Annotated in this window: 21 protein-coding genes, 1 tRNA gene and 1 riboswitch; of the genes, 15 read left to right on the top strand and 7 right to left on the bottom strand. The window is 60.7% G+C overall.

Annotation, left to right across the window (positions count from 1 at the left end):
• Positions 1 to 27 precede the first annotated feature (27 nt).
• The 3 genes from ACSQ3G_RS00695 to ACSQ3G_RS00685 all read left to right on the top strand — a co-directional run bounded on the left by ACSQ3G_RS00695 (position 28) and on the right by ACSQ3G_RS00685 (position 3,363).
• Positions 28 to 465, top strand: coding sequence for a hypothetical protein (locus tag ACSQ3G_RS00695; RefSeq protein ID WP_046664787.1), 438 nt, complete (start codon positions 28 to 30; stop codon positions 463 to 465).
• A gap of 427 nt (positions 466 to 892) precedes the next feature.
• Positions 893 to 1,513 carry a hypothetical protein gene (locus ACSQ3G_RS00690; protein WP_436108701.1) on the top strand — a complete coding sequence of 207 codons (621 nt, stop codon included), beginning with the start codon at positions 893 to 895 and terminating at the stop codon, positions 1,511 to 1,513.
• Positions 1,514 to 1,740: 227 nt separating this feature from the next.
• Positions 1,741 to 3,363, top strand: coding sequence for a sensor histidine kinase (locus ACSQ3G_RS00685; protein WP_436108700.1), 1,623 nt, complete (start codon positions 1,741 to 1,743; stop codon positions 3,361 to 3,363).
• Between the two features lie 27 nt (positions 3,364 to 3,390).
• On the opposite strand, the gene ACSQ3G_RS00680 is transcribed toward ACSQ3G_RS00685, so the two are convergent.
• From ACSQ3G_RS00680 to ACSQ3G_RS00670, 3 genes are all read right to left on the bottom strand, one after another.
• The gene (locus ACSQ3G_RS00680; protein ID WP_436111647.1) at positions 3,391 to 5,514 is read right to left on the bottom strand and encodes a bifunctional diguanylate cyclase/phosphodiesterase; all 2,124 of its coding nucleotides are present in this window, start codon (positions 5,512 to 5,514) and stop codon (positions 3,391 to 3,393) included.
• A 264-nt stretch (positions 5,515 to 5,778) separates the two neighbouring features.
• A complete protein-coding gene (locus tag ACSQ3G_RS00675; RefSeq protein WP_105426287.1) occupies positions 5,779 to 6,354 on the bottom strand; it encodes a cysteine hydrolase family protein in 576 nt (191 codons plus the stop codon).
• Between the two features lie 135 nt (positions 6,355 to 6,489).
• Positions 6,490 to 7,395 (bottom strand): LysR family transcriptional regulator, encoded by a 906-nt coding sequence (locus ACSQ3G_RS00670; RefSeq protein ID WP_436108699.1) that lies wholly within the window; start codon positions 7,393 to 7,395, stop codon positions 6,490 to 6,492.
• 95 nt (positions 7,396 to 7,490) lie between these two features.
• On the opposite strand from ACSQ3G_RS00670, the gene ACSQ3G_RS00665 reads away from it, so the two are divergent.
• From ACSQ3G_RS00665 to ACSQ3G_RS00625, 9 genes are all read left to right on the top strand, one after another.
• On the top strand, positions 7,491 to 8,369 hold the full coding sequence (locus ACSQ3G_RS00665; protein ID WP_436108698.1) for an aldo/keto reductase family oxidoreductase: 879 nt from the start codon (positions 7,491 to 7,493) through the stop codon (positions 8,367 to 8,369).
• A 105-nt stretch (positions 8,370 to 8,474) separates the two neighbouring features.
• Positions 8,475 to 9,257, top strand: a complete 783-nt coding sequence (locus ACSQ3G_RS00660) for a DeoR/GlpR family DNA-binding transcription regulator (RefSeq protein WP_105404055.1) — start codon at positions 8,475 to 8,477, stop codon at positions 9,255 to 9,257.
• Positions 9,258 to 9,358: 101 nt separating this feature from the next.
• The gene (gene glpD, locus ACSQ3G_RS00655; RefSeq protein WP_436108697.1) at positions 9,359 to 10,873 is read left to right on the top strand and encodes a glycerol-3-phosphate dehydrogenase; all 1,515 of its coding nucleotides are present in this window, start codon (positions 9,359 to 9,361) and stop codon (positions 10,871 to 10,873) included.
• Between the two features lie 40 nt (positions 10,874 to 10,913).
• Positions 10,914 to 11,984 (top strand): ABC transporter ATP-binding protein, encoded by a 1,071-nt coding sequence (locus tag ACSQ3G_RS00650; RefSeq protein WP_436108696.1) that lies wholly within the window; start codon positions 10,914 to 10,916, stop codon positions 11,982 to 11,984.
• A gap of 11 nt (positions 11,985 to 11,995) precedes the next feature.
• Positions 11,996 to 13,066 (top strand): ABC transporter ATP-binding protein, encoded by a 1,071-nt coding sequence (locus tag ACSQ3G_RS00645; RefSeq protein WP_436108695.1) that lies wholly within the window; start codon positions 11,996 to 11,998, stop codon positions 13,064 to 13,066.
• A gap of 3 nt (positions 13,067 to 13,069) precedes the next feature.
• Positions 13,070 to 13,936 carry a carbohydrate ABC transporter permease gene (locus ACSQ3G_RS00640; RefSeq protein ID WP_046610946.1) on the top strand — a complete coding sequence of 289 codons (867 nt, stop codon included), beginning with the start codon at positions 13,070 to 13,072 and terminating at the stop codon, positions 13,934 to 13,936.
• Positions 13,937 to 13,952: 16 nt separating this feature from the next.
• Positions 13,953 to 14,780 (top strand): carbohydrate ABC transporter permease, encoded by an 828-nt coding sequence (locus ACSQ3G_RS00635; protein ID WP_046630625.1) that lies wholly within the window; start codon positions 13,953 to 13,955, stop codon positions 14,778 to 14,780.
• Between the two features lie 16 nt (positions 14,781 to 14,796).
• Positions 14,797 to 15,078, top strand: a complete 282-nt coding sequence (locus ACSQ3G_RS00630) for a DUF2160 domain-containing protein (RefSeq protein ID WP_105404052.1) — start codon at positions 14,797 to 14,799, stop codon at positions 15,076 to 15,078.
• A gap of 75 nt (positions 15,079 to 15,153) precedes the next feature.
• Positions 15,154 to 16,884, top strand: a complete 1,731-nt coding sequence (locus ACSQ3G_RS00625; RefSeq protein WP_436108694.1) for an ABC transporter substrate-binding protein — start codon at positions 15,154 to 15,156, stop codon at positions 16,882 to 16,884.
• A 65-nt stretch (positions 16,885 to 16,949) separates the two neighbouring features.
• Here the strand turns inward: ACSQ3G_RS00625 and ACSQ3G_RS00620 are convergent, their stop codons facing one another.
• From ACSQ3G_RS00620 to ACSQ3G_RS00610, 3 genes are all read right to left on the bottom strand, one after another.
• Complete coding sequence (locus ACSQ3G_RS00620; protein ID WP_436108693.1) at positions 16,950 to 18,359, bottom strand: pyridoxal phosphate-dependent decarboxylase family protein; 1,410 nt, start codon at positions 18,357 to 18,359, stop codon at positions 16,950 to 16,952.
• Positions 18,360 to 18,514: 155 nt separating this feature from the next.
• Positions 18,515 to 18,588, bottom strand: a tRNA-Gly gene (locus ACSQ3G_RS00615).
• 53 nt (positions 18,589 to 18,641) lie between these two features.
• Complete coding sequence (locus ACSQ3G_RS00610; RefSeq protein ID WP_172717201.1) at positions 18,642 to 19,736, bottom strand: 2'-deoxycytidine 5'-triphosphate deaminase; 1,095 nt, start codon at positions 19,734 to 19,736, stop codon at positions 18,642 to 18,644.
• A gap of 73 nt (positions 19,737 to 19,809) precedes the next feature.
• Positions 19,810 to 19,888: riboswitch (SAM riboswitch) on the top strand.
• A 43-nt stretch (positions 19,889 to 19,931) separates the two neighbouring features.
• Between ACSQ3G_RS00610 and ACSQ3G_RS00605 the strand changes: the two genes are divergently transcribed.
• From ACSQ3G_RS00605 to ACSQ3G_RS00595, 3 genes are all read left to right on the top strand, one after another.
• A complete protein-coding gene (locus ACSQ3G_RS00605; RefSeq protein ID WP_436108692.1) occupies positions 19,932 to 21,116 on the top strand; it encodes an O-succinylhomoserine sulfhydrylase in 1,185 nt (394 codons plus the stop codon).
• Between the two features lie 172 nt (positions 21,117 to 21,288).
• Complete coding sequence (apaG, locus tag ACSQ3G_RS00600) at positions 21,289 to 21,681, top strand: Co2+/Mg2+ efflux facilitator ApaG/CorD (RefSeq protein WP_046603197.1); 393 nt, start codon at positions 21,289 to 21,291, stop codon at positions 21,679 to 21,681.
• A 115-nt stretch (positions 21,682 to 21,796) separates the two neighbouring features.
• A complete protein-coding gene (locus tag ACSQ3G_RS00595) occupies positions 21,797 to 23,383 on the top strand; it encodes a tannase/feruloyl esterase family alpha/beta hydrolase (RefSeq protein ID WP_436108691.1) in 1,587 nt (528 codons plus the stop codon).
• A 38-nt stretch (positions 23,384 to 23,421) separates the two neighbouring features.
• Here the strand turns inward: ACSQ3G_RS00595 and ACSQ3G_RS00590 are convergent, their stop codons facing one another.
• The gene (locus ACSQ3G_RS00590; protein WP_105404047.1) at positions 23,422 to 24,411 is read right to left on the bottom strand and encodes an Hsp33 family molecular chaperone; all 990 of its coding nucleotides are present in this window, start codon (positions 24,409 to 24,411) and stop codon (positions 23,422 to 23,424) included.
• Positions 24,412 to 24,446 lie beyond the last annotated feature (35 nt).

Genomic DNA, 24,446 nt, shown 5'->3' with positions numbered 1-24,446 from the left:
TCTATTTTGTTCAAATAGGAGGCCGTAATGGAGCAACGTGCAGTCGACCAGCTGAGGACTATCGCCAGGATAAATCGCAGCTATCCCGACTTCCAGATGTCCAGCAGCGAGCGGCTCGAGCGGTGGGCCGAGATTCTTGAGCTCAACCCCGATCGATCCCTTTCGACATTTCGGGAAACCGAATACCAGCCGGATGAAATAAGGGCCGCCATGCGTGGCGACGGGACGGCGATTGCCGTCGCCTTCGGCGATCCGGTCCTGCGCGCAGCGGGGATGCGGAACGACACCTATGGGGAAGCCAGACGGTTTTTTGAATTGTCCGACCGACAGCTCCACAAACTGGTCTGCTTCTGCCACTTCGGAGCCCATGTGAGCGCAAGTACAGTCGCCCATCAGGTGCGTTCGATAGCCACCCGCAGATCCAGTGGCACCCTTGCATACCTGGCTTCCTTCTTCAGAAGGTAGCCCGTATCGGCTTGTGGAACGCAACCGGCGTGTCCCCTGCCGGAGCAGTTGCCCGACGTCTCTGCGTTGCCGCTTGCCATCGCGGGAAGCGGCCGCGAACTGTGTCGTGCTCTCAAGGTCGAGGCGGAGCCAGGCACCTCCCCGGGCGGCGTGAGTGCGCCGTCGATTTCGGATGGCTCCGATCAAGCGTCTTTATGCACGGTCGCTGGACAGCATGTCTCGACGCCGGGGGTGACCTTGCGGGCACTATGGTATCTAGGCGAAAGAAACTCTATACGGAGTTCCGGGTTTTCCGGAGATATGCCGCGTGGCGAATTTTAGTGTGGATTTGTGTATCGTTGCCGGCAGAAGGCCGGGCTTGCTTGAGCAGACATTGGAAAGTTTCTCAAAGCGCTGCTTTGCTCATTTTTCCTTCTCGAATGTCCTCGTGAACATAGATCCGATCTTCGGCACGGAGGAAGATGAAGCCGAGTGCCTGCGCGTGGTCGGCAACTACCTGCCGTCGGCATCCTTCTTCAGACCGAGCGAGCCGGGTTTTGGCGCCGCGGTTCAGCGTCTGTGGACCAACACGCGTTCCGACTATGTCTTCCACATCGAGGATGACTGGGTCGCGCTGACCGACCTCGGCGAGGAGATTTTCGGCCCGTTTTCAGATCCGGGCGTGATGCAGGTTTCCTTTCACACGGCCGACCAGAACTGGAATATCGCCAAGGACGGTCATCTTCACGAGAGGAACGAATATGCGCGGTTCCTGGGTATAAAAATCCCGCTGTTCAGGACTTTTCCGAAATTCACCACCTCCCCCTCCATTCTTCGGGGCTCGTTCGCCCGACAGGCTTCAAGCCTGATGGACCCTTCTCGGGATCCGGAAAAACAATTCTATTCCGGCGTCAACGCAGAGCTTGAACGGTTGGCGGCGCCGCACAAGAACTACATATTCTCTCCCCAGCAGAAACCGGTCATCCGTGACACCGGACGAGAGTGGAGAGACAATCGCAAAATCAAGAAAGTCATCGAGAACACGACCTCCTATTGGGTCGAGGAATAGTTGCCCGACATCTCCGCAGCGGTCACCGGGCAACCTTGATAAGTGGCCGCATACCGTGATGCGGCCACGAAATTTCCGTCAGGGCGCGCTGAAGAAATGGCCCTCGCCGGCCTGCTGATAGAAGCGCCTTGCCGCGTAAGGCAGCAACGTCCGGTTTCAGCATTCGGTAACGCTCTGAATGTACATTAGGCATCGATCAATTTACGCGAGTAACTGGACGCCTGCCAATGAACCATTGCTCCGCCATCGAACCTGATCTGCAAACGCCTCACCGCGAACTTCTGGAAGACCTGTTCGAGGACGCTCCAGGACCTACGATCATCAAGGATGGAGAGTCGCGTTTCCTGTTCCTCAACAGCAAGGCATGCGAGATGTTCGGCGTGAACCTCGAAGACGTGCTTGGCCACACGGACCACGACTTCTTGCCTGCGGACGAAGCCGATCGAATCCAGAAGGTGGACGCGGGAGTGCTGGCCACCGGCGAGGAACGGCGGTTCGAGGAAGAGCTCACCGGGCCGGATGGTTCGACCCGGACGCTTTTCACGCACAAACGGCGGTCTTTCGTACCAGTGCCCGGCGGAAAGAAACCGGTTGTCGTTGTCGTCATTTCCGACATTACCAAACTCCGTCACGCCGAACAGGTCCTGCGGGCCAGTGAGGAACACTATCGCTCGCTCGTTGAACTGCATCCCCAAACACCGTGGTTGGCCGACGCAGAAGGAAACGTCATCGAAGTCGGTCCGGGTTGGCAGAATGCTTCCGGACGGGAGGTCGGCGAAGCGCTGGGACGCGGGTGGGAGAAGACCCTGCACCCGGCGGACCTGCCTGAAGTGATTGCCAAATGGGGATCCGCGGTCCACACCGGCGTGCCGTTCGACATGATCTACAGGATCGGGACAACGAAAGGGCGGTATCGGTGGTATCGGAACCGTGCTGCTCCCCGGCTCGACGGCGACGGCGAGGTCATCCGCTGGTATGGCCTCCTCGAGGACGTGCACGACCGCCAGCTTGCCCTCAAAGCCCTTCAGTCCAGCGAGCGCAGATTGCGCCAGCATCGGGACGAACTGGAAAAGATCGTTCTGGCGAGGACCGCGGAAGTGCAGGAGAAGAACGTCGAGCTGGATCGCCTTCTCCAGCATGAACGGGGCATCAATGCGCTGCAGCGCCGCTTCGTGGGGATGATCTCGCACGAGTTCAGGACGCCTCTGGCCGTGATCGACGGAGCAGCTCAGCGGCTGACGCGCACGAAAGCGGCTGCGACTCCCCAGTTCCTGGAAGGCAAGGCTCTGCAGATCAAGGGCGCCGTCGCCCGCATGGTCGAGCTGATGGAAAGCATCCTCGCCGCCGGGCGGCTGGAGACAGGGACCATTGCGATCAACAAGGAAGCCGGTTCGCTCAGTGCGATTCTGCGCCATTGCATCGCAAACCGGGCGGAGATCAGCAAGAGCCACACGATCAGCTACGATCTCGAAGCGCTTCCAGCCCTGCAGATGATCGACGGGGCCGCAATAGAGCGGGTCTTTTCCAATCTGTTGTCAAACGCGGTGAAATACTCGCCCGCCGGTTCCAGGATCCGTGTCAGCGGATGGAAAGACGGTCAGCGGGTTCTGGTCAGCGTCAGCGATTCCGGCATCGGCATGGATGCAGACGACCTGCCGAAGCTGTTCGAACCCTACTTTCGCGCCCGCAGCGCCACCGGTATCGCGGGAACGGGGATCGGTCTCAATATCGTCAAGGAAATTGTGGAATTGCATGGCGGCTCAATCTCGGTCCAGAGCCTTCTGGGCAAGGGCACGACCTTCACGGTGGAGCTACCGTTCGACGAGGTCAGACAACAGCATTTGGCTTAGGCCGGCACTGTCACAAGAAGAACACCCTCAAGCGGCGATCGATGATGCTAGCCAGGACGCAAGCTCGTCTCGCCCCATGGGTCTGCCCACCAGAAAACCTTGCAGCTGATCGCAACCGGCAATTCGCAAGACGTCCGCTTGATCGGCGGATTCAATGCCTTCGGCCGTGACTGGGATCCCGAGGGCCTGGGCCAAGGAGATCGTGGCCGTCAGGACGTTCCGGCCGGTGCTGCCGTCATCTATGGCTTGAACCAGGGAGCGATCGATCTTCATCCGGTCGAAGCCGAACTCACGAAGCGTGCCGATACTGGCATAACCGGCGCCAAAATCATCAAGAGCAAAACGGATGCCTGCCAATTTCAGGGCGGTGATGGAGCGTCTGGCCTGTTCAGGGTTGGACATCAACACCGCTTCGGTGATCTCGAGTGTCAGCCGCGATGGATCAAAACCTTCCTCTTTCAAGACAGCGAGCACATCCCCGGCGAAATTGGGGTTGCATAGCTGGATCGGAGAAACATTGACCGACAGGGAGAGCGGCGACCATGCCCGGGATGCCACGATGGACTTCCGAAGCATCTGGAGGCCGAGGATATCGATCAACCCGCATTTCTCCGCCAGAGGTATGAACGCGTCCGGGCCGATTGCTCCTTCGGCGCGTCTCCACCTTGCCAGCGCCTCCACGCCCGTGATCTCGCCCGAGGCCGCCGAAGCCAGCGGCTGGAAAACCGGCTGGATCTCGTCGTTCTGGAGGGCGCGCCGAAGGTCGCTTTCCAAACCCGCGATCTTCTCACGCTGGCGGTCAAGATCCGGATGATAGGTGACGGCGCATCCCCTGCCCATTTCCTTCGCTTCATAAAGGGCCATATCCGCCCGGCGAAGAAGTTCGTGCGCATTCCCTGCGTCGTCACGGCAGGCAACGCCGATGCTTGCGCCAATTTCGATCGTGCGGCCTTCGATGAGAAACGGCCTTTTGAGACGTTCGAGAACTTGATTGTCAAATTCGGCGAGGTTTGCGGAGCCGCGCTGAACCAGAGCGAATTCATCACCGCCCAACCGGGCGACACCGAATACGTCTCCGTGGATGTCGCGCAGGGCTTCCGCCACCAGCCTGATCAGCTGATCTCCAATCGCATGCCCCCAGGCATCGTTGACTGCCTTGAACCCGTCGAGATCGATAAGGTGCAAGACCAGTACCTGGCTCTTGTCGGCCTGCATCAACCGGTCCAGTCCTTCGATCAGGCCGAGCCTGTTCAAGAGACCGCTGAGGCTGTCATGCGTTGCTTCGTGCTGGGCGCGATCCGCCAGGCTCTTCAGCCGCCGCGTTTCTGACAAGCCTGCAAACAGGACGCCAACCAGATAAACGCCGAGGATTGCGACCGCCGCGGCGATAAAGGGGCGCGCCTCGTCAAAAATCGTGTTTCCCGGAGCGGCACTGGGCCAAGCCAAACGCGCGACTTCAATTCCATCCACATCCATGAGCGGGGAATTCAGAAGATCGCCCGCCGGACGGTCAGTTATGTGGAGCTCCGGGAGCTGATGTTCCTTGGCCATCTGGGCCACGACTTCAGACGTCAGGGTCTTGAAGAAGCTGAGAACATAGAAGGTTTGATCCTGTACCTGCGACCCGAACGGCTGGACCGCTTCCGAAGCCACCGCAATGATATCATCGCCGTTTCTGAAAAAATTGACGATGGGGTCGATGCCAGGCCGAGCGGCGGCTTCCGTCTGCCCCGTAAACTTGGAGCCGAGATATTCGGTCGGGTCTATTATATCGGCCTTGAGATAGGCGATGCTCTTGCCGCCTGCTGGCGCGGTCAGCACTATCCCGTCATAGAGCGCGTAGTCCTCGCTGGTCTTGCCCCAATTCTCATAGACCCAACCCTCGCGATCCCCTTGGGTTATCGCCTTGTAGGCGTCATCCCAGACGGCATTGTCTCGCACGGTCGCGGCAAGTTTTTCCTTGAACGAGGAGACCGCCGCCTCTGCCGCCAGAATGGCTCTGTTGTCGTCCAGCGCGTTGGCGGAACTGCGCATGCGATCGACCACGTGAGCACCTATCCCACCCAGGATCATGGCAACAAGAAGGAGCAGCGAGGTGGCGATGAAAACGGAGTAGCCTTCACGGCTCTCCTTCGGTCGGCGTGCGAGCATGGCGGATCCCTGCGTTATTGTTTTGCCCAAGGCTGCAGAAGACGTCATGTCCGCATTGCGCTGCTCGCATCCACTAGCATATGCGAATATTAAAAATCGCTAAAGCACGTAGTCAACGACTCGTTAATATGTCGGCAGGGACCTCCAAACCCAGAGCAGCAAAATGGAGCAGGGCCGCGCGGAGTGCTTTATTTCATGGCGTTAAACCGGGCTTTTAGCTCGGAAATCGGGCAGGCTGGTGCTTCCGCCGAGCGGGCGGGCTTTCTAGAGTTCTCGCAGGAATTCTTCGGTCGTCGCGAGGTGGAGCTGAACCGAGAAGCGGTCTCCCAAAAGTTCGAGCGACGCGTCATGTGTGTCATCCGCTCCGCTGCAGACGGCATCCCTCAGCACGATCACATGGTATCCGAGATCGATGGCGCCAAGCGCTGTGGAGAGGACGCAAACGTCGGTCTCACCGCCGGTCAGGACCACGGTTCCGATACCCTCCTTCAAGAGCATTCCATGCAGCCCTCCGCTCACCCAGGGAGAATACGTCATCTTGTCGAAGATGCGTGCAGGAGGGACAAGCGCTTTCAAGGACGGGATCAGATCGACGAGGCCTGGATCGAGATGCTCTCGCGTCATCATCCTCCACTTTTCATAATACACCCGCCACATGCCCTCCATCGCTTCGGGCCGCGACGGCGTGACGAACCTCGTAAAGATCGTCTTCTCCGGGTGGCGGCCGGAAATCTCCTCGATCGATGGCGATACCTGGCGCATCCAGGGGACGTGCCAAGGAGTGTCTTCAGCGAAGATCCGCTGCATGTCGATGCAAAGATGAATCCAGTTGCCAGCCATGTCATGCTCCGCGCTGCTCCTGAACGCCCCATCGGGAACGTGGTTCCAGGCGGGACCGGCAGAAGGCCGGTTGCAACTAACGGACACCCGATATGAGGACCCCCCTCGGTCGAACACGAGGGCGGCATCACGCTCTCACGATTGGTTGGACGCTTTGACGAAATCGATGAAGGCCCGCAGCGGCGCCGGTACGAGCCGTCGGCCGGGGTAATAGAGAAACGGGCCGGAAAATTGCGGCCACCACGGCTCGAGCACAGGTTCGAGAGAGCCGTTGGCAAGATGGGGCCGCAGCCAGTCCTCGAACAGCAACATGATGCCGGTGCCGGCAATCGCTGCATCGACGGCAAGGTCGGTTGCCGCACCTATCTGCACGATCAGCGGCCCCGTCGGATCGATCCGCACCACCTCGCCGTCCCGTTCGAATTCCCAGAGCATCATCGCGCCGCTTGTGAAACGCCCGCGAATGCAGGCATGGCCAAGCAGGTCGCGCGGATGATCGGGACGGCCATGGCGATCGAGGTATGCGGGGGATGCCGCGGCCGCGAAGCGCTGCAAGCGCGGACCGATCGGCACCGCGATCATGTCCTGCTCCAGCCGCTCGTCATAACGGATGCCGGCGTCGCATCCCGCAGCCAGCACGTCGACGAAGCTGTCATCGGCGGCGATTTCGAGCCTGATGTCGGGATAGGCCGCGAGGAACCGCGGGACGATCGCCGGGAGCACCAGCCGGGCGGCGCTGACCGGTACATTGAGGCGGAGAATACCCGCAGGTTTGTCGCGAAACCTGTTGACCACGTCGAGTGCCGCGTCCACCTCCGCGAGCGCTGGGGTCAACCGAGCCAGCAGACCGGCGCCTGCTTCCGTCGGCACCACGCTGCGTGTCGTCCGATTGAGAAGCCTGACCCCGAGTTGCGCCTCGACACGCCGTACCGCCTCGCTCAATCCTGATGCGCTGCCGCCTGTGGTCCGCGCACCCTCGCGGAACCCGCCGGCGCGCGCCACTGCCACAAAGGCATTCAGATCACTCAGATCGATCTTCATTGTTCGAAATTCCGCACAGCCTGTGCCGACTGTACCCAATTTTCGTGCGGTCTCTCAAGTTCTATATCCACGTCATCTTGAAAAGGAGATATCCCATGTCGAACATAGACCAAGCGGGTACATTTATTCTCGGCGACCGCAACGTGAGACGGCTCGGCTACGGCGCCATGCAGCTTGCGGGCAAGGGTGTGTTCGGCCCGCCGAAGGACCGCGATGCGGCAATCGCAGTCCTGCGCGAGGCGGTCGAGGCTGGCGTCAATCACATCGACACCAGCGACTTTTACGGTCCGCACGTAACCAACCAGATCATCCGCGAAGCGCTTCATCCGTACCCCGACGACCTGATGATCGTGACCAAGATCGGCGCCATGCGCGGGACCGACGGTTCATGGAACCCGGCGTTCTCTGGCGAACAGCTGACACAGGCCGTCCACGACAACCTGCGCAATCTTGGTCTCGACGCCATGGACGTCGTCAATTTGCGTATCATGTTCGATGTCCACGGCCCGGCCGAAGGCTCGATCGAAGAACCCCTGACGGTTCTGGCGGAGCTGCAGCGCAAGGGCCTGGTCCGCCACATCGGGCTCAGCAACGTCACGCCGGCACAGGTTGCCGAAGGTCAGGGCATCGCCAAGATCGTCTGCGTACAGAACCAGTATAATCTCGCTCATCGGCAAGACGATGCCATGATCGACGATCTCGCCCGTGATGGCATCGCCTATGTGCCGTTCTTCCCGCTCGGCGGCTTCAGCCCGCTGCAATCGTCGATCCTGTCGGACGTTGCCCAGCGCCTGGCCGCGACGCCGATGCAGGTCGCACTTGCCTGGCTGCTGCGTCGCGCACCGAACGTTCTCCTCATTCCGGGAACCTCGTCCGTCGGCCACCTGCGTGAAAACCTCGCCGCAGCGGAACTGCAGCTGTCGGACACCGTGATGGCCGAGCTGGAGGGTGTCGCCGACATCCGCTCCGCCTGAGCACTCCCAGCTCGGTCCCCACCGTGCGTCGAAAAATCGACGCACGGCATTTGCCTTTACGCGCGCTTTCGCTAAAAGTGAAAGAAAAGCGAACGGAGGGGTGAGGTGTTCATCACGGACCGCCAGACGAAGATCGTCGAACTTGCGAAGTCGGCGGGGCGAGTGCTCGTCGACGACCTGGCGACGACGTTCTCGGTAACCTCGCAAACGATCCGCAAGGATCTGAATGATCTGTGCGACAAGCAAATTCTCACGCGGATCCATGGCGGCGCCACTCTTCCCCGCAGCAACGAGAATGTCCGGTATGACGCACGCCGGCAGATCGCCGCTGCGGAAAAACAGGCGATCGGCGTCGCCGCCGCCAACCTCATTCCGGACAACGCCTCGCTTCTCATCAACATCGGCACCACCACCGAAGCAGTCAGCGAGGCACTGGTCAATCACCGGGAACTCATGGTGATTACCAATAATATAAACGTTGCCAATCGGTTACGACTTCTCGACGAAATCGAGGTGGTCATTGCCGGTGGCGTCGTTCGCCAATCGGACGGGGGTATTGTCGGTGAAGCCGCGGTCGATTTCATCCGCCAGTTCAAGGTCGACTACGCGATCATCGGCGTTTCGGCGATCGACCCGGATGGGGCTCTTCTCGATTATGACTTTCGCGAAGTGAAAGTTGCCCAGGCGATCATCGCCAATGCCAGGCACGTGATCCTAGTCGCCGACTCGACAAAATTCGAGCGCACCGCTCCCGTGCGTATCGGCCAAATCTCCCAGGTCCAGACCTTTATCACCGACCGCTGCGCGTCTCCTTCGATCCGGGAAATCTGTCTGCAGAACGGCGTTGCGCTGGTGGAGACTTCCGAGACGAACGCTGAAGTTCATTAGCCCTTCAGTTTCGTTTGACATTCGGAATATTTTCGATTTAATCCATTTTAAGTTCACAATGCCTAGGGGCTTGCTGCCGTTTCGGATCAGCGAGGGAAATAATGGGTCAAAAAATCCACGATATCTTCGTGATCGGCGGCGGCATCAACGGCTGCGGCATCGCACGCGATGCGGCCGGGCGGGGTTATTCGGTCGCACTCGCGGAGATGGACGATTTTGCCTCGGGCACCTCCTCCGGTGCCACCAAGCTCATCCACGGCGGCCTGCGTTATCTCGAGCATTACGAATTCAGGCTCGTGCGGGAATCGCTGATGGAGCGCGAAACCCTCTGGGCCATGGCGCCGCACATCATCTGGCCGATGCGTTTCGTCCTGCCCTACCACAAGGGAGGGGTTCGCCCCGCATGGCTGATCCGCCTCGGCCTGTTTCTCTACGATCATCTCGGCGGCCGAAAGCTGCTCCCGCCGACCGCGGTGCTCGACATGCGCAGCGACCCGGCAGGAAAGCCTCTGAAGCCGCTTTTTACCAAGGCATTCGAATATTCCGACGGCTGGGTCGACGACGCGCGGATGGTGGTGCTGAACGCTCGGGATGCCGCCGATCGCGGCGCCTTGATCCTGCCGCGTACCCGGGTGGTTGCCGCCCGCCGGGAGAACGGTGTTTGGACGATCGGCACGTGCGATACCCGCACCGGCAAGACCGAGACCTATCAGGCCCGCATGCTGGTGAATGCCGCCGGCCCCTGGGTGGACCAGGTGATCCGCGAGGCGCTCGGCAACAATGACGCCCGCCATGTGCGCCTTGTCCAGGGCAGCCATATTGTCGTGAAGAGGAAATTCGAAGGATCCCGCGCCTATTTCTTTCAGAACCGGGACAATCGCATCATTTTCGCAATTCCTTACGAGAACGACTTCACGCTCATCGGCACGACCGACCGGGACTATTCTGGCAATCCGAAGGATGTGAAAATCTCCGAAGAGGAGACGACCTATCTCTGCAATGCAGCGAGCGAGTATTTTCGGGAGCCGGTGCGACCGGCCGACATTGTCTGGACCTATTCGGCGGTTCGCCCGCTTTTTGACGACGGCGCTTCAAAGGCGCAGGAAGCAACGCGCGATTATGTGCTGAAGGTCGACGTCACTCAGGGCGCACCGCTGCTCAACGTCTTCGGCGGCAAGCTGACTACCTATCGCCGTCTTTCGGAACATGCGCTGGAGAAGATCGCCGAAGCGATCGGAGCAAAAGGCCATTCCTGGACGGCGAAGAGCCATCTGCCCGGCGGCGATTTTCCTGCGCAGGGTTACGAGGAAGAAGTGGTAAAGCTGAAAGCCCGCTATCCGTTTCTGGAAGAACGGCATGCGCGGCGCCTGGTGCGCCGGTACGGAACCCGCGCAGCGATGATCCTCGACGGCGCCACCAGGATGCAGGACCTCGGCCACCATTTCGGCGGCGATCTCTACGAGGCTGAAGTGAAATATCTTGTCGACCGTGAATGGGCCATGAGCGCGGAGGACGTGTTGTGGCGCAGAACCAAGGACGGTCTGCGGTTGAGTGAGACGGAAAGACAATATCTGGAGGAGTACATGGCCGCTATACCGGCAAAAATGGCCGGATAAGCGACATGTGTTCCCGATGTGAGGAGGCACGGGAACTCGAATGCTGGAAATGCGCAACGTCGCCAAGATGGTGGGGGGTGAGTATCATATTCATCCGACCAATCTTGCATTCGATCGCGGCTCGCTGAACGTATTGCTCGGCCCGACGCTCTCGGGCAAGACTTCGATCATGCGACTGATGGCCGGACTTGACCGTCCCACCAGCGGCTCCGTGTATTTCGACGGCGCCGACGTCACCGGCGTCGCGGTGCAAAAACGCAACGTCGCGATGGTCTACCAGCAGTTCATCAACTACCCGGCCCTGACCGTCTACGAAAACATCGCTTCGCCGATGCGGATTGCAGGCAAGGATGGGAAGACCATCGACCGGGAAGTCCGCCGTGCTGCGGACTTGCTGAGATTGATCCCCTATCTCGATCGGACCCCTCTCAACCTTTCCGGCGGGCAGCAGCAGCGTACGGCGCTCGCGCGCGCACTCGTCAAGAATGCGAGCCTGGTGCTGATGGACGAGCCGCTCGCCAATCTCGACTACAAGCTTCGCGAGGAACTGCGCGAGGAATTGCCGAAGATCTTTGCGCAATCCGGCGCCATCTTCGTTTATGCGACGACCGAACCATCCGAAGCCTTGTTGCTCGGCGGCAATACGGCAACGCTCTCCGAAGGACGGGTCACGCAATTCGGGCCGACGATCGAGGTCTACCGTCGTCCGGCTGACCTGGTGACGGCCAAGACATTTGCCGATCCCCCACTCAACTTCATCGACGTAGTGAAGTCCGGCGACTCGTTCCGATACCAGGAAGCAGACAGTCTTGCGGTGCCGCCGCATCTGTCCGGCGTGCCGGACGGTCCGGTGACCATTGCCTTCCACCCCCATCACCTGGGGCTCGCGGCACAGACCGGCAATGCTGCGAGGGTGAAGGCCCAGACGCAGATTTCGGAAATCACGGGCTCCGAAAGCTTCGTGCATATGCACTACAACGGTGTGCGCTGGGTCATGCTGGCACCCGGCATCCACGACATCGATCCGGATACCGAAATCGAGCTTTTCCTGGATACCCGCCATCTGATGGCTTTTGGAACAGACGGCCGCGCCATCGCGGCGGCGGCTTGAGGACGGCGAACATGGCACGCATCACGCTCGATCACATCCGCCACGCCTACGGTCCGAACCCGAAATCCGACGCCGCCTATGCGCTGCGTGAGGTGGACCACGAATGGGCCGATGGCGGCGCCTATGCCCTGCTCGGCCCTTCCGGCTGCGGCAAGACGACCTTGCTGAACATCATTTCCGGCCTGCTGCAGCCGTCCCACGGGCGTATCCTCTTCGATGGGAAAGACGTCACCAATCTTTCCACGCAGGAACGCAACATTGCCCAGGTTTTCCAGTTTCCGGTCATCTACGATACGATGACGGTCTACGACAATCTGGCATTTCCCTTGCGCAACAGAGGCATCGCGGAACCGGATGTCGATCGCCGCGTCCGCGAGATGCTTGAGATCATCGATCTCTCCGACTGGTCGAACCGCAAGGCCCAGCGGCTCACGGCCGATCAGAAGCAGAAGATCTCGCTCGGAAGAGGTCTCGTCCGCAACGACGTCAACGCGATCCTCTTCGATGAGCCCCTGACGGTCATCGATCCGCATATGAAATGGGTGCTCCGCTCCCAGCTCAAGCGCTTCCACAAGCAGTTCGGCTTCACCATGGTCTACGTGACCCATGACCAGACGGAGGCGCTCACCTTCGCCGACAAGGTGGTCGTGATGTACGATGGGGAGATCGTTCAGATCGGAACGCCGGCCGAACTCTTCGAGAGGCCCAGTCATACATTCGTCGGTTATTTCATCGGCTCCCCCGGCATGAACGTGATACCCGCCGAGATCCATGGGAGTACGATCAAGCTCGGAGCCGAGACGATCGCCCTCGATTATGCGCCGAAGATCGATGCGGGTGGCCGGATCGAACTGGGCATCCGGCCGGAATTCATCCGCCTCGGCCGGGAGGGCATGCCTGTCACGGTAACGCGCATCGAAGACATCGGCCGGCGCAGGATCGTTCGCGCAAGTCTTGGGGGGCAATCGATTGCGATCGTCGTTTCCGAGGATGCGGAGGTTCCGGCAGAGCCTCGCGTCACCTTCGACCCCGTTGCGCTGAATATCTATGCCAATTCGTGGCGCGTTGGCAGGGAGGCCTGAACCATGGAAAAGACGTGGAACAACAAAGCCTGGTTTCTGGTGCTTCCCGTGCTCCTGCTGGTTGCCTTCTCGGCGGCCATTCCGCTGATGACCGTGGTGAACTATTCGGTCCAGGATACGTTCGGCAACAACGCCTTCTTCTGGGCCGGCACCGACTGGTTCGACGATATCCTGCATTCGGCCCGCTTCTGGGAAGCCCTGCAGCGCAATCTGCTTTTCTCCTTTATCATCCTCGCGATTGAGATTCCGCTCGGCATCTTCATCGCGCTGAACATGCCGAAGAAGGGCATCGGCGTGCCGGTCTGCCTGGTGCTGATGGCCCTTCCGCTTCTTATCCCGTGGAATGTCGTCGGCACGATCTGGCAGGTCTTCGGGCGTGTCGATATCGGCCTGCTCGGCCACACGCTGGCGGCGCTCGGCATCGACTACAACTATGTGCGCGATCCTCTGGACGCGTGGATCACCGTCGTCGTCATGGATGTGTGGCACTGGACGAGCCTCGTCGTGCTGTTGTGCTACGCCGGCCTCGTCTCCATTCCGGACGCCTATTATCAGGCGGCGAAGATCGATGGGGCATCACGGTGGTCGGTGTTCCGCTACATCCAGCTGCCGAAGATGAAGCGGGTGCTGCTTATCGCCGTCCTGCTGCGCTTCATGGATAGTTTCATGATCTATACCGAGCCTTTCGTGGTCACCGGCGGCGGGCCTGGAAATTCCACGACCTTCCTGTCGATCGATCTCGTCAAGACGGCGGTCGGCCAGTTCGACCTCGGTCCGGCCGCCGCCATGTCGATCGTCTACTTCCTGATCATCCTGCTGCTGTCATGGATCTTCTACACCGTGATGACCAGCAGCGATGCAGACAATTGAAGGAGGGAGGAAAACCATGGCAAGGACAATCAAATACAAGCCTGCAGGCAATCTCTCCTGGCTGGTCTCGACGATCTACATCATCTTCCTGCTTCTGCCGATCTACTGGCTCGTCAACATGAGCTTCAAGGAGAATTCCGAGATCACCGGAGCCTTCTCGCTCTGGCCGCAGAACCCGACGCTCAGGAACTACATGGTCATCTTCACGGATCCTTCCTGGTACAACGGCTATATCAATTCGATCATCTATGTGGCGCTGAACACCACGATCTCGGTTCTGGCGGCATTGCCGGCTGCCTATGCCTTTTCGCGCTATCGGTTCCTCGGCGACAAACATCTGTTCTTCTGGCTGCTCACCAACCGCATGGCGCCGCCCGCCGTCTTCGCCCTGCCCTTCTTCCAGCTCTATTCCGCCTTCGGTCTCATCGACACACATATCGCGGTCGCCCTCGCCCATTGCCTCTTCAACGTGCCGCTTGCTGTCTGGATCCTGGAAGGCTTCATGTCGGGCGTACCGAAGGAAATCGACGAGACCGCTTATATCGACGGCTATTCCTTCCCGCGGTTCTTCGTGAAGATCTTCATGCCGCTGATCGCCTCCGGCATCGGTGTCGCGGCCTTCTTCTGCTTCATGTTTTCCTGGGTGGAACTGCTGCTTGCCCGGACGCTGACGACCACGGCCGCCAAGCCCATTTCCGCCATCATGACGCGCACCGTTTCGGCGTCGGGCATGGACTGGGGCGTGCTGGCAGCCGCCGGCGTGCTGACCATCGTTCCCGGCGCACTCGTCATCTATTTCGTTCGAAACTACATCGCCAAGGGCTTTGCCCTCGGCCGGGTCTGACAAGGAGGAACCACGCATGAGCTTTTCATGGATGGCCTGGACACTGCCGACGGCCCTGTTCTTTCTGACGATCCTCGCCCTGCTCATCGGCATGAGCATCTGGGAATATTTCGCGCCCGGCGGTGCACCGAGGGTCGGCATCCTGCGCTTCGAAACGACGCGCGGAGACCGGCTCTTCATCTCGCTGCTCGGCGCGGCATTCATTCATCTCGCATGGTTGGGGCTTATCGGTCCCAACCTGTGGTGGGCTCTTGCCCTGGCAGTGGTCTACGCAATCGGCGTCTTCCGCTTCGTCTGAAAGGCAAGCTGAAAAAGTGGCGGGAGAACCGCCACTCGGTACGAAATTGCAATCGCAAAACTCTGGGAGGATAAAATGCGACGGCATCTTATGACAACGACGGCAGCGGTGCTGCTGGCTCTGACCGGCTCCGCCTATGCCGGCACCGAGGAGGCAAAGCAGTTCCTCGACAAGGAAGTCGGCGAACTCTCGACGCTTTCCCGCGCCGAACAGGAAAAGGAGATGCAATGGTTCGTCGATGCGGCAAAACCGCTTGCCGGCCTGGACATCAAGGTCGTCTCCGAAACAATCACCACGCATGAATACGAATCGAAGGTGCTGGCTCCGGCCTTCACCGCAATCACCGGCATCAAGGTCACCCACGACCTGATCGGCGAAGGCGACGTGGTTGAAAAACTGCAGACCCAGATGCAATCCGGCGAGAACATCTATGACGGTTATGTCAACGATTCCGACCTGATCGGCACGCATTGGCGTTACCAGCAGGCCCGCTCGCTCACCGACTGGATGGCGGGTGAAGGCAAGGACGTCACCAACCCCGGCCTCGATCTTCAGGATTTCATCGGCCTGAAGTTCACGACGGCACCGGACAAGAAGCTCTACCAGCTGCCGGACCAGCAGTTCGCCAACCTCTACTGGTTCCGCTACGACTGGTTCAACGACGCCAAGAACAAGGCCGACTTCAAGGCAAAGTATGGCTACGAACTCGGCGTGCCGGTCAACTGGTCGGCCTATGAGGATATTGCCGAGTTCTTCACCGGCCGCGACGTGGGCGGCAAGAAGGTCTATGGTCACATGGACTACGGCAAGAAGGACCCATCGCTCGGCTGGCGCTTCACCGACGCTTGGCTCTCCATGGCCGGCAACGGCGACAAGGGCCTTCCGAACGGCCTGCCGGTCGACGAATGGGGCATCAAGGTCAACGAGAAGTCGCAGCCGGTCGGCTCCTGCGTCGCACGCGGCGGTGATACCAACGGCCCGGCCGCCGTCTACTCCATCCAGAAATATCTCGACTGGATGAAGGCCTATGCGCCGGCCGCCGCCCAGGGCATGACCTTCTCGGAGTCCGGACCCGTTCCGGCTCAGGGCGAAATCGCCCAGCAGATGTTCATGTACACGGCTTTCACCGCCGACATGGTGAAGGCAGGCCTGCCTGTGATGAACCAGGACGGCACGCCGAAATGGCGTTTCGCTCCGTCTCCGCACGGGGTCTATTGGAAGGACGGCATGAAGCTCGGCTATCAGGACGTCGGCTCCTGGACGCTGATGAAGTCCACGCCCACCAACCGCGCCAAGGCGGCCTGGCTCTATGCCCAGTTCGTCACCTCGAAGACGGTGGACGTCAAGAAGAGCCATGTCGGCCTCACCTTGATCCGCGAGAGCACCATCCGGCACAAGAGCTTCACGGATCGTGCGCCAAAACTCGGCGGCCTGATCGAGTTCTATCGTTCACCGGCCCGCGTCCAGTGGTCGCCAACCGGCACGAACGTGCCTGACTATCCGAAGCTCGCGCAGCTCTGGTGGCAGGCGATCGGCGATGCGTCCTCTGGTGCCAAGACGGCTCAGGCCGCCATGGACTCGCTTTGCGCCGAGCAGGAAAAGGTCCTGCAGCGCCTGGAACGCGCCAAGGTCCAGGGTGACATGGGTCCGAAGCTCGCAGAGGAACACGACCTCGCGTACTGGAACAAGGAGGCGGTCGCCAAGGGCAACCTCGCTCCCCAGCTCAAGGTCGCCAACGAGAAGGAAAAGCCCGTCACCGTCAACTACGACGAACTCGTAAAGAGCTGGGCTGACGCCAAGAAGTAAAGCCGGTTCGCCGGGCGCTCAACGCGCCCGGCGGCCACCGACCGCAAGGTCTCTGTCGCAGCTCATCAGCTGCCCAACCGTTCCTTCCGGAACGCAACCGACACCGCCTCAGCGGCCAGCATCGCCGTGCTCGCGTCGGTTCGGTAGTTGCTTACGGAAATCCGCATGACCTCGATCCCTCTCCACCTGGCTCCGGTCACGAAGATCGTTCCCTCGCGCTGCAACCGCGCAATGGTTCTTCTCGTCACCTCGTCGGCATCGGTGGTCGAGAGATCCGAGCCGAAGCGGCAGATCACCTGATTGAGGTCGACGTCGTTCAGGATCTCGATCCCCGGCTCGCACGACAGATGTTCGGCAATGATCCGCGCGGCGGAACAGCAACCTTCGACGAGACGGGCGATGCCGTTTCGGCCGAGGTGCTTCATCATTGCCCAGGTCGCGAAGCCGCGTGCTCGCCTCGAAAGCTCCGGCACGTAGTGCGACGGGTCCCGCTCCCCTTCCGCCGCGATGGGGAGGTAGCTGGCAGCGATCGTCATGGCCCGCCGGTGGGCGACTTCGTCCCTTACAATCGCATAGCCGCTGTCATAGGGGGTCTGAAGCCACTTGTGGCCGTCGGTGGCCCAGCTATCCGCCAACTCCACTCCAGGACAAAGATGCCGTGTCGACGGCGAAGCCTTGGCCCATAGACCAAATGCGCCGTCCACATGTACCCAAGCATCCCTGCTCCTCGCGACCGGGATAAGTTCCGCGAACGGATCGAAGGCTCCAGTATTGATCTGCCCGGCCTGAAGGATGGCGATCATTGGACCAGCCGCCTTGTTGACCACCTCCTCGAAATGCCCGGCAAGAATACGCCCCTGTCTGTCCGTGGCGACCCGGACGACGCGATCATGCCCAAGTCCCAGGAACTGCAAGGCTGAGAAAACGGTGGTGTGGGCATCGTCACCAACGACAACGGTGATCGGCGGCGCACCGAATAGCCCGTCTGCATCGACGTTCCAGCCAATGCGACGAAGCACCTCGCCTCTCGCGGCGGCCAGGCAGCTGAAATTAGCAACCGTCGCTCCCGTGACGAAACCCACGGAGCATTGAGCAGGCAAGCCCAGAACGTCCAAGAGCCAGGTCGCCGCCACCTTCTCGAAAGACGCGGCGGCAGGGGACGCGGTGTGATTACCCGCATTCTGTCCCCAGGCGCTTGTCAGGAAGTCTGCCGCCACGCCCATCGGATGTGAGCCGCCGATCACCCAGCCGAAAAAACGCGGGCCCGTCATGCGATGGAGACCCGGCTCAGCCTTTTCCACGAGATGCTGAAGGACGTCCTCCATCGCCAGCGTCTCCTCCTGGAGCTCTTCGACGAGCGTCGCCAGACATTCCTGGTATTGCAGTTGCGGCCGGTGGAGCTGAGGATCTGCCTGGCGGAACCCGGCGGCCAGATGCGCCGCCTGCGCGAAAAGTGCGTCTATGCCCTCAGCCATGGACCCTACCTCCGTGTCGTCGGGACTGGGCAGCTATCTGCGCCAAGCTACCACACGATGCGCAATTCCCCTAACCCTCGCAGTCCCATCATCGACTCATGGGGCGATAAATGGCCCTTTGGGCTGAAAGGCAGCGGGGGCGTGCGGCGGGAAAGTGGAGCGGGTGAAGGGAATCGAACCCTCGTATTCAGCTTGGGAAGCTGCTGCTCTACCATTGAGCTACACCCGCGTCGGTCTGCAGATTTCCAACAGACGGCATCGACTGTCAAGCCGGAGGTGGTGTCAGACGCGAAAATGCTTCGAGAGCTTCAGGCCCTGTGCCTGATAGTTCGAGCCGAGGCCTGCGCCGTACATGCCTTCGGGTTTTTCCAGCATGTGTTCGTAGACCAGGCGGCCGACGATCTGGCCGTCTTCGAGGATGAAGGGTACTTCGTGGCTGCGCACCTCGAGCACCGCCCGGCTGCCCCGTCCCCCTGCCGCCTCATGGCCGAAGCCGGGATCGAAGAAGCCGGCATAGTGGACGCGGAACTCGCCGACCAGCGGATCGAAGGGCGTCATCTCGGCCGCATAAAGCGGCGGCACGTGCACCGCCTCGCGCGAGACGAGGATATAGAACTCGTCGGGATCGAGAATAAGCTCGTTGCGGCCGCGGCTGTAAAGCGGCTCCCAGAAATCGAAGATGTCGTGCTGCGCCTTCTTGTCGACATCGACGACGGCCGTGTGGTGTTTGCCGCGATAACCGATCAGGCCGACGCTGTCGCCGGAAAGATCGATCGACAGGGCGATGCCGCCACCCGAGACATTCGGCTTGGCGGAGGCGACCAGGGTTTCGTCGTTATGGAGTTGCAGAAGGTCCGGCTCGCCGAGCAGCGCGTTGCCGACGCGGAAACGGATCTGCGACAGGCGCGAACCGCGGCGCACCACGATCGGGAACGTACGCGGCGAGATTTCCAGGTAGAGCGGGCCGGAGTAGCCGGCCGGGATCTTGTCGAATTCCTGCGCGTAATCGGTGATCACGCGGGTGAAAATATCGAGCCGGCCGGTGGAGCTTTTCGGATTGGCGGAGGCGGACATATTGGCCGGCAGGTCGAGCCGTTCCATCAGCGGCACGATATAGACGCAGCCGGTTTCCAGCACCGCGGCTTCCGAGAGGTCGATCACGTGCAGCTTCAGCCGATCGAGCTTGTCGGAGACCAGGCTCGTCGGACCGGGCATGAAGCTCGCGCGGACGCGGAATGCCTTGGCGCCTAGGCGCAGGTCGAGGCTGGCGGGCTGAACCTGATCCAGGTCGAGCTCCCGCTCGGAGATCAGCCGCCCACTGTCGAAAAGTGCCGCGATCGCGCGGTCCGCCAAGATTCCTGTTTCGCGAGCCATCATGTCTCTCTCAAGTTTTCGACGCGACAAAACCAAATGCGAGCCATTGACGCAAGCGGGGCGCGGCGCTATGCCAATCTTATCCCGTGGTGATTTGGCCGGTCGGCTTGCAGCCACGTTAAATAAGTGGCTAAAAAGACCGGGTGCGAAACCGGTCTGCTTATGCGACCGGTTTTTTTGTTCTGAAAGAGGACACGCATGACTAACAAATGGCGCCCGGCAACCCAGCTCGTACACGGCGGCACGTTGCGTTCGCAATATGGCGAAACCTCGGAAGCGATCTTCCTGACCCAGGGTTTTGTCTATGACACGTCGGAAGCGGCCGAAGCCCGCTTCAAGGGCGAGACAGACGGCTTCATCTACGCGCGTTACGGCAGCCCCACCAACGACATGTTCGAAAAGCGCATGTGCATGCTGGAAGGCGCCGAAGACGCACGCGCCACCGCCTCGGGCATGGCGGCCGTCACCGCCGCGATCCTCTGCCAGCTGAAGGCCGGCGACCATATCGTTGCGGCCCGCGCCTTGTTCGGCTCCTGCCGCTGGGTGGTCGAGACGCTCGCTCCGAAATACGGCATCGAATGCACCCTGGTCGATGGCCGCTTCCTGGAGAATTGGGAAAAGGCGATCACGCCGAAGACCAAGGTGTTCTTCCTGGAAAGCCCGACCAATCCGACGCTCGAAGTGGTCGATATTGCTGGCGTCGCCAGGCTCGCCAACCAGATCGGCGCCAAGGTCGTCGTCGACAACGTGTTTGCGACCCCGCTCTACCAGAAGCCGCTGGAACTCGGCGCGCATATCGTCGTCTATTCCGCGACCAAGCATATCGACGGCCAGGGCCGCTGCCTCGGCGGCGTCGTGCTTTCCGACAAGGAATGGATCGACGAGAACCTGCACGACTATTTCCGCCATACCGGCCCGGCGATGTCGCCGTTCAATGCCTGGACGCTGCTGAAGGGCATCGAGACCCTGCCGCTGCGCGTCAAGCAGCAGACGGAAAGCGCCTCGAAGATCGCCGATTTCCTCGCCGACCAGAAGCAGGTGGCCCGGGTCATCTATCCCGGCCGCAAGGACCATCCTCAGGCCGATATCATCGCCCGTCAGATGAAGGCAGGCTCGACACTCGTCTGCTTCGAATTGAAGGGCGGCAAGGAAGCTGCCTTCAAGCTGCAGAATGCGTTGGAAATCGTCAAGATTTCCAACAATCTCGGCGATTCCAAGAGCCTGATCACCCATCCGGCGACGACGACGCACAAGAACCTCACGGACGAGGCCCGTGCCGAACTCGGCATCTCGCCCGGCACCGTGCGCCTGTCGGCCGGTATCGAGGATACCGACGACCTGATCGAGGATTTCGCCCGGGCGCTTTCCAAGGCCGGCGTGTAAGCGTTCGCTTTTCAAGATAGTGGCCGGGGTGGTGGATCGACCAGAAATTCACCATCCCGGTTATCCTTAACTTCAACAAATGCTCACACTCGGTTGTTCAAACCGCGAGATTTCTTGACGTTGCGGCGCCTCTGTACAATATCGAACCAAGTTAGATTTGTTGAGGTGTCGCATGTATCGCGCCCGGACAAGAGATATCGATGTCGCCGTCGAACCCTACTATCTGGAGGAGCAATCCAATCCGGAAGAGAGCCGCTATGTCTGGGGCTATCGCATCGTCATCGAAAACCATTCGACGCTCACCGTGCAGCTGGTGCATCGCTACTGGCACATCACCGACCAGAACGGCATCGTCGACGAAGTGGACGGGCCGGGGGTCGTCGGCGAGCAGCCGCGGCTGAAGCCGGGCGACAGCTACGAATATTCCTCGGGCTGTCCTCTCGACACACCATCCGGCCTGATGTTCGGCCATTACGACATGCAGACCGACGAAGGCGAGACCTTCGAGGTGACGATCCCGGCTTTCTCCCTGGATTCACCGGGCCTGATGCGCGTCCTCAACTAAACCGCGCTACCGACGACAACCTGCAGGTTATGGGTGGCGTCGGTTTTTCTATTTGTTACCCCTTCCCTCCTGCGGCATCTTGACGTGGTCAACCGGTCTTTGGGAGGAGAACTTGATGACACGATCGCTTCAGCGGGCCTTTCTGCTGGCGCCCTGCGCCTTTCTGGCGGTTGCGGCCTTCACCCCGGCACTCGCACAAAACAAGAGCAGTTTCATCGATCAGAAGGACAGGCCGGATTTCGCTTCCGCCACCGTGTCGCCGCAGATCGCCTGCGGCATGCTGAACGGCCAATCCTTTGCCGAGGTCACGGCGCTGAAAGCCACGCATATGGCCGGCGTGGGAACGGTCCCCGGCCATTGCCAGGTGACCGGCTATATCCGGCCGCAGGTTCGCTTCGAGATCACCCTGCCGGACAACTGGAACCGGCGGCTCTATATGTTCGGCAATGGCGGCTACGCGGGCGAGGACCTTGCGGCACCTTCACGGGTCGCCACCCGCAATGCGGCGCTTTCGAAAGGCTTCCTCACCGTCCAGCAGAATACCGGCCACGATGCGGCCACCTACAAGCTCGGGGATTTTGCACAAGACCTTGACCTCTTGATCGACTACGGCTCACGCGCGGTGCATGTGACGGTCGACACCGCCAAGGCGATTGCCGCGCGTTATTACGACCGGCATCCCTCCTTCTCCTACTGGGATGGCTGCTCGACCGGCGGACGCCAGGGCCTGATGGCGGCGCAGCGCTATCCGGCCGATTTCGACGGCATCCTCGCCGGAGCTCCAGTTCTCGATCTCACCAATACGCAGATCTGGGGCGTCTGGAATGCGCGGGCTCTGCTCAAGGCGCCGATCAGCCGGGCTCAGCTTCCGGTGCTCGCCGAGGCGGTGATGGACAAATGCGATGCGATCGACGGTGCCAGGGACGGGCTGATCGCCGATCCCCGTCAATGCAATTTCGATCCGGCCAAGGATCTGAAGACATGTGAGGCAGGCGGTGCCGACTGCTTTACGTCGGCGCAGGTGGAAACGCTGAAGTCGCTCGCCGGCGGGGTGAAGATCAAGGGGGAGACGATTTTCCCCGGCGTACAGTTCGGCACCGAGGGTGTCGATCCGACCGGTGTGAGCGGCTGGGACATGTGGATGGTATCCGAGCAGGGACCGAGCCGGCAGCTGGCCTATGGCGAGACCTTCGTCAAGAACATGGCGATGCTGCCCGCCTCCGGAAAGGCGATCGACTGGAAGACGTTCGACTTCGATAGCGAATATCCGAAGATCGGCGCGATCCGCGAGATCGTCGACGCCACCAACCCGGATCTCAGCGAATTCCAAAAGCGTGGCGGGCGGATGATCACCTATTTCGGCTGGTCCGACCCGGCGCTCAACCCGATGATGGGCGTCAACTATTATGAAGCCGTCCGCAAACAGATGGGCGCCGAGCGGACGGCGGATTTCTACCGCCTGTTCATGGTGCCCGGCATGTTCCACTGCACCGCGGGTTACGGCACGGATGTCTTCGATGCCTTCACGCCGCTGATGGACTGGGTGGAGAACGGCAAGGCGCCGACGGTGATCCAGGCGAAGCAGATCAAGGAGGGTAAGCCGGTGATGACGCGTCCGCTCTGCCCCTATCCCCAATCAGCCAGATATTCCGGCAGCGGCGACCTGAAAGACGGCGCGAACTTCGAATGCAAGATGCCTTGACGTGAAAACGGCGGGAGGAAACTCCCGCCGTTCGATAATCAGGCTGCGGCGAATTCATCCGCCTTGTAGCGATAGGTGGTCGAGCAGAACTCGCAGGTGACGGCGATCTCGCCATCTTCCTCGCTCGCCTCGATCTCCTCGGCAGAGAACCCCGAGAGAACGCCCTTGATCTTGTCGCGCGAGCAGCTGCAGCGATCGAACACCGGGTGCGGCGCATAGACCCGCACGCCGCGCTCATGGAACAGGCGAAACAGCAGCCGTTCGATTGCGACCCGCGGGTCTGTCAGCTCGTCGGTGTCGATCGTTTCCACCAGCGTGCGGGCTTCGGCCCAGGAATCGTCCTCGGTGAACTCGAAATCGCGCTCGTCACCATCGCCGCCATGCAGGTCCGGCTGACGCATGCGCTCAGGCGCGTGCGGCAGGAACTGCGCGACAAGCCCGCCTGCCCGCCAGTTGTGACGCGGCTTGCCATCGGCATCGCGGTCGAAGAGTTCGGCAACGCCCAGGCGGACCCTGGTCGGGATCTGCTCCGACTGACGGAAATAGACGCCGGCAATCTCCTCGAGCGATGAGCCGTCCATCGGCACGATGCCTTGATACGGCTGCATGCCGCGGCCCTGGTCGATGGTGAACGCAAGCACTCCCTGCCCGAGAAGATCGGGCGGCGAAGTTTTGCCTTCCTCGACAGCAGCGGCCAGCGCCTCTTCATCATAACGGGCATAGGCACGAAGGCTGTCGGGCGTCGAGAAATCCGCGACCAGCAGATCGACCGGGCCGTCTCCCTTGGTCTGCACCGTGAACTTGCCATCGAATTTCAGCGAGGTGCCGAGCAGGGCCGTCAGCACGATCGCCTCGGCAAGCAGCCGCGCGACCGGGCCCGGATATTCGTGACGGCTGAGGATGGAGTTGAGCAGCGGCCCGAGCTGGACCGCACGGCCGCGCACGTCGAGACCTTCCACCTGGAAGGGAACGACCCGATCGTCTCCGGCAAAGTCGAGTTCGTTGAGTTCCACAGTCGCTTCCGCCATGACTTCACTCCTTCGCGCCGACCCAAACCTTTACA

The sequence above is a fragment of the Neorhizobium tomejilense genome (genome assembly GCF_964254135.1).
Taxonomy (GTDB): Bacteria; Pseudomonadota; Alphaproteobacteria; order Rhizobiales; family Rhizobiaceae; genus Neorhizobium; species Neorhizobium tomejilense.
This window is presented reverse-complemented; position numbering and strand designations above follow the sequence as displayed.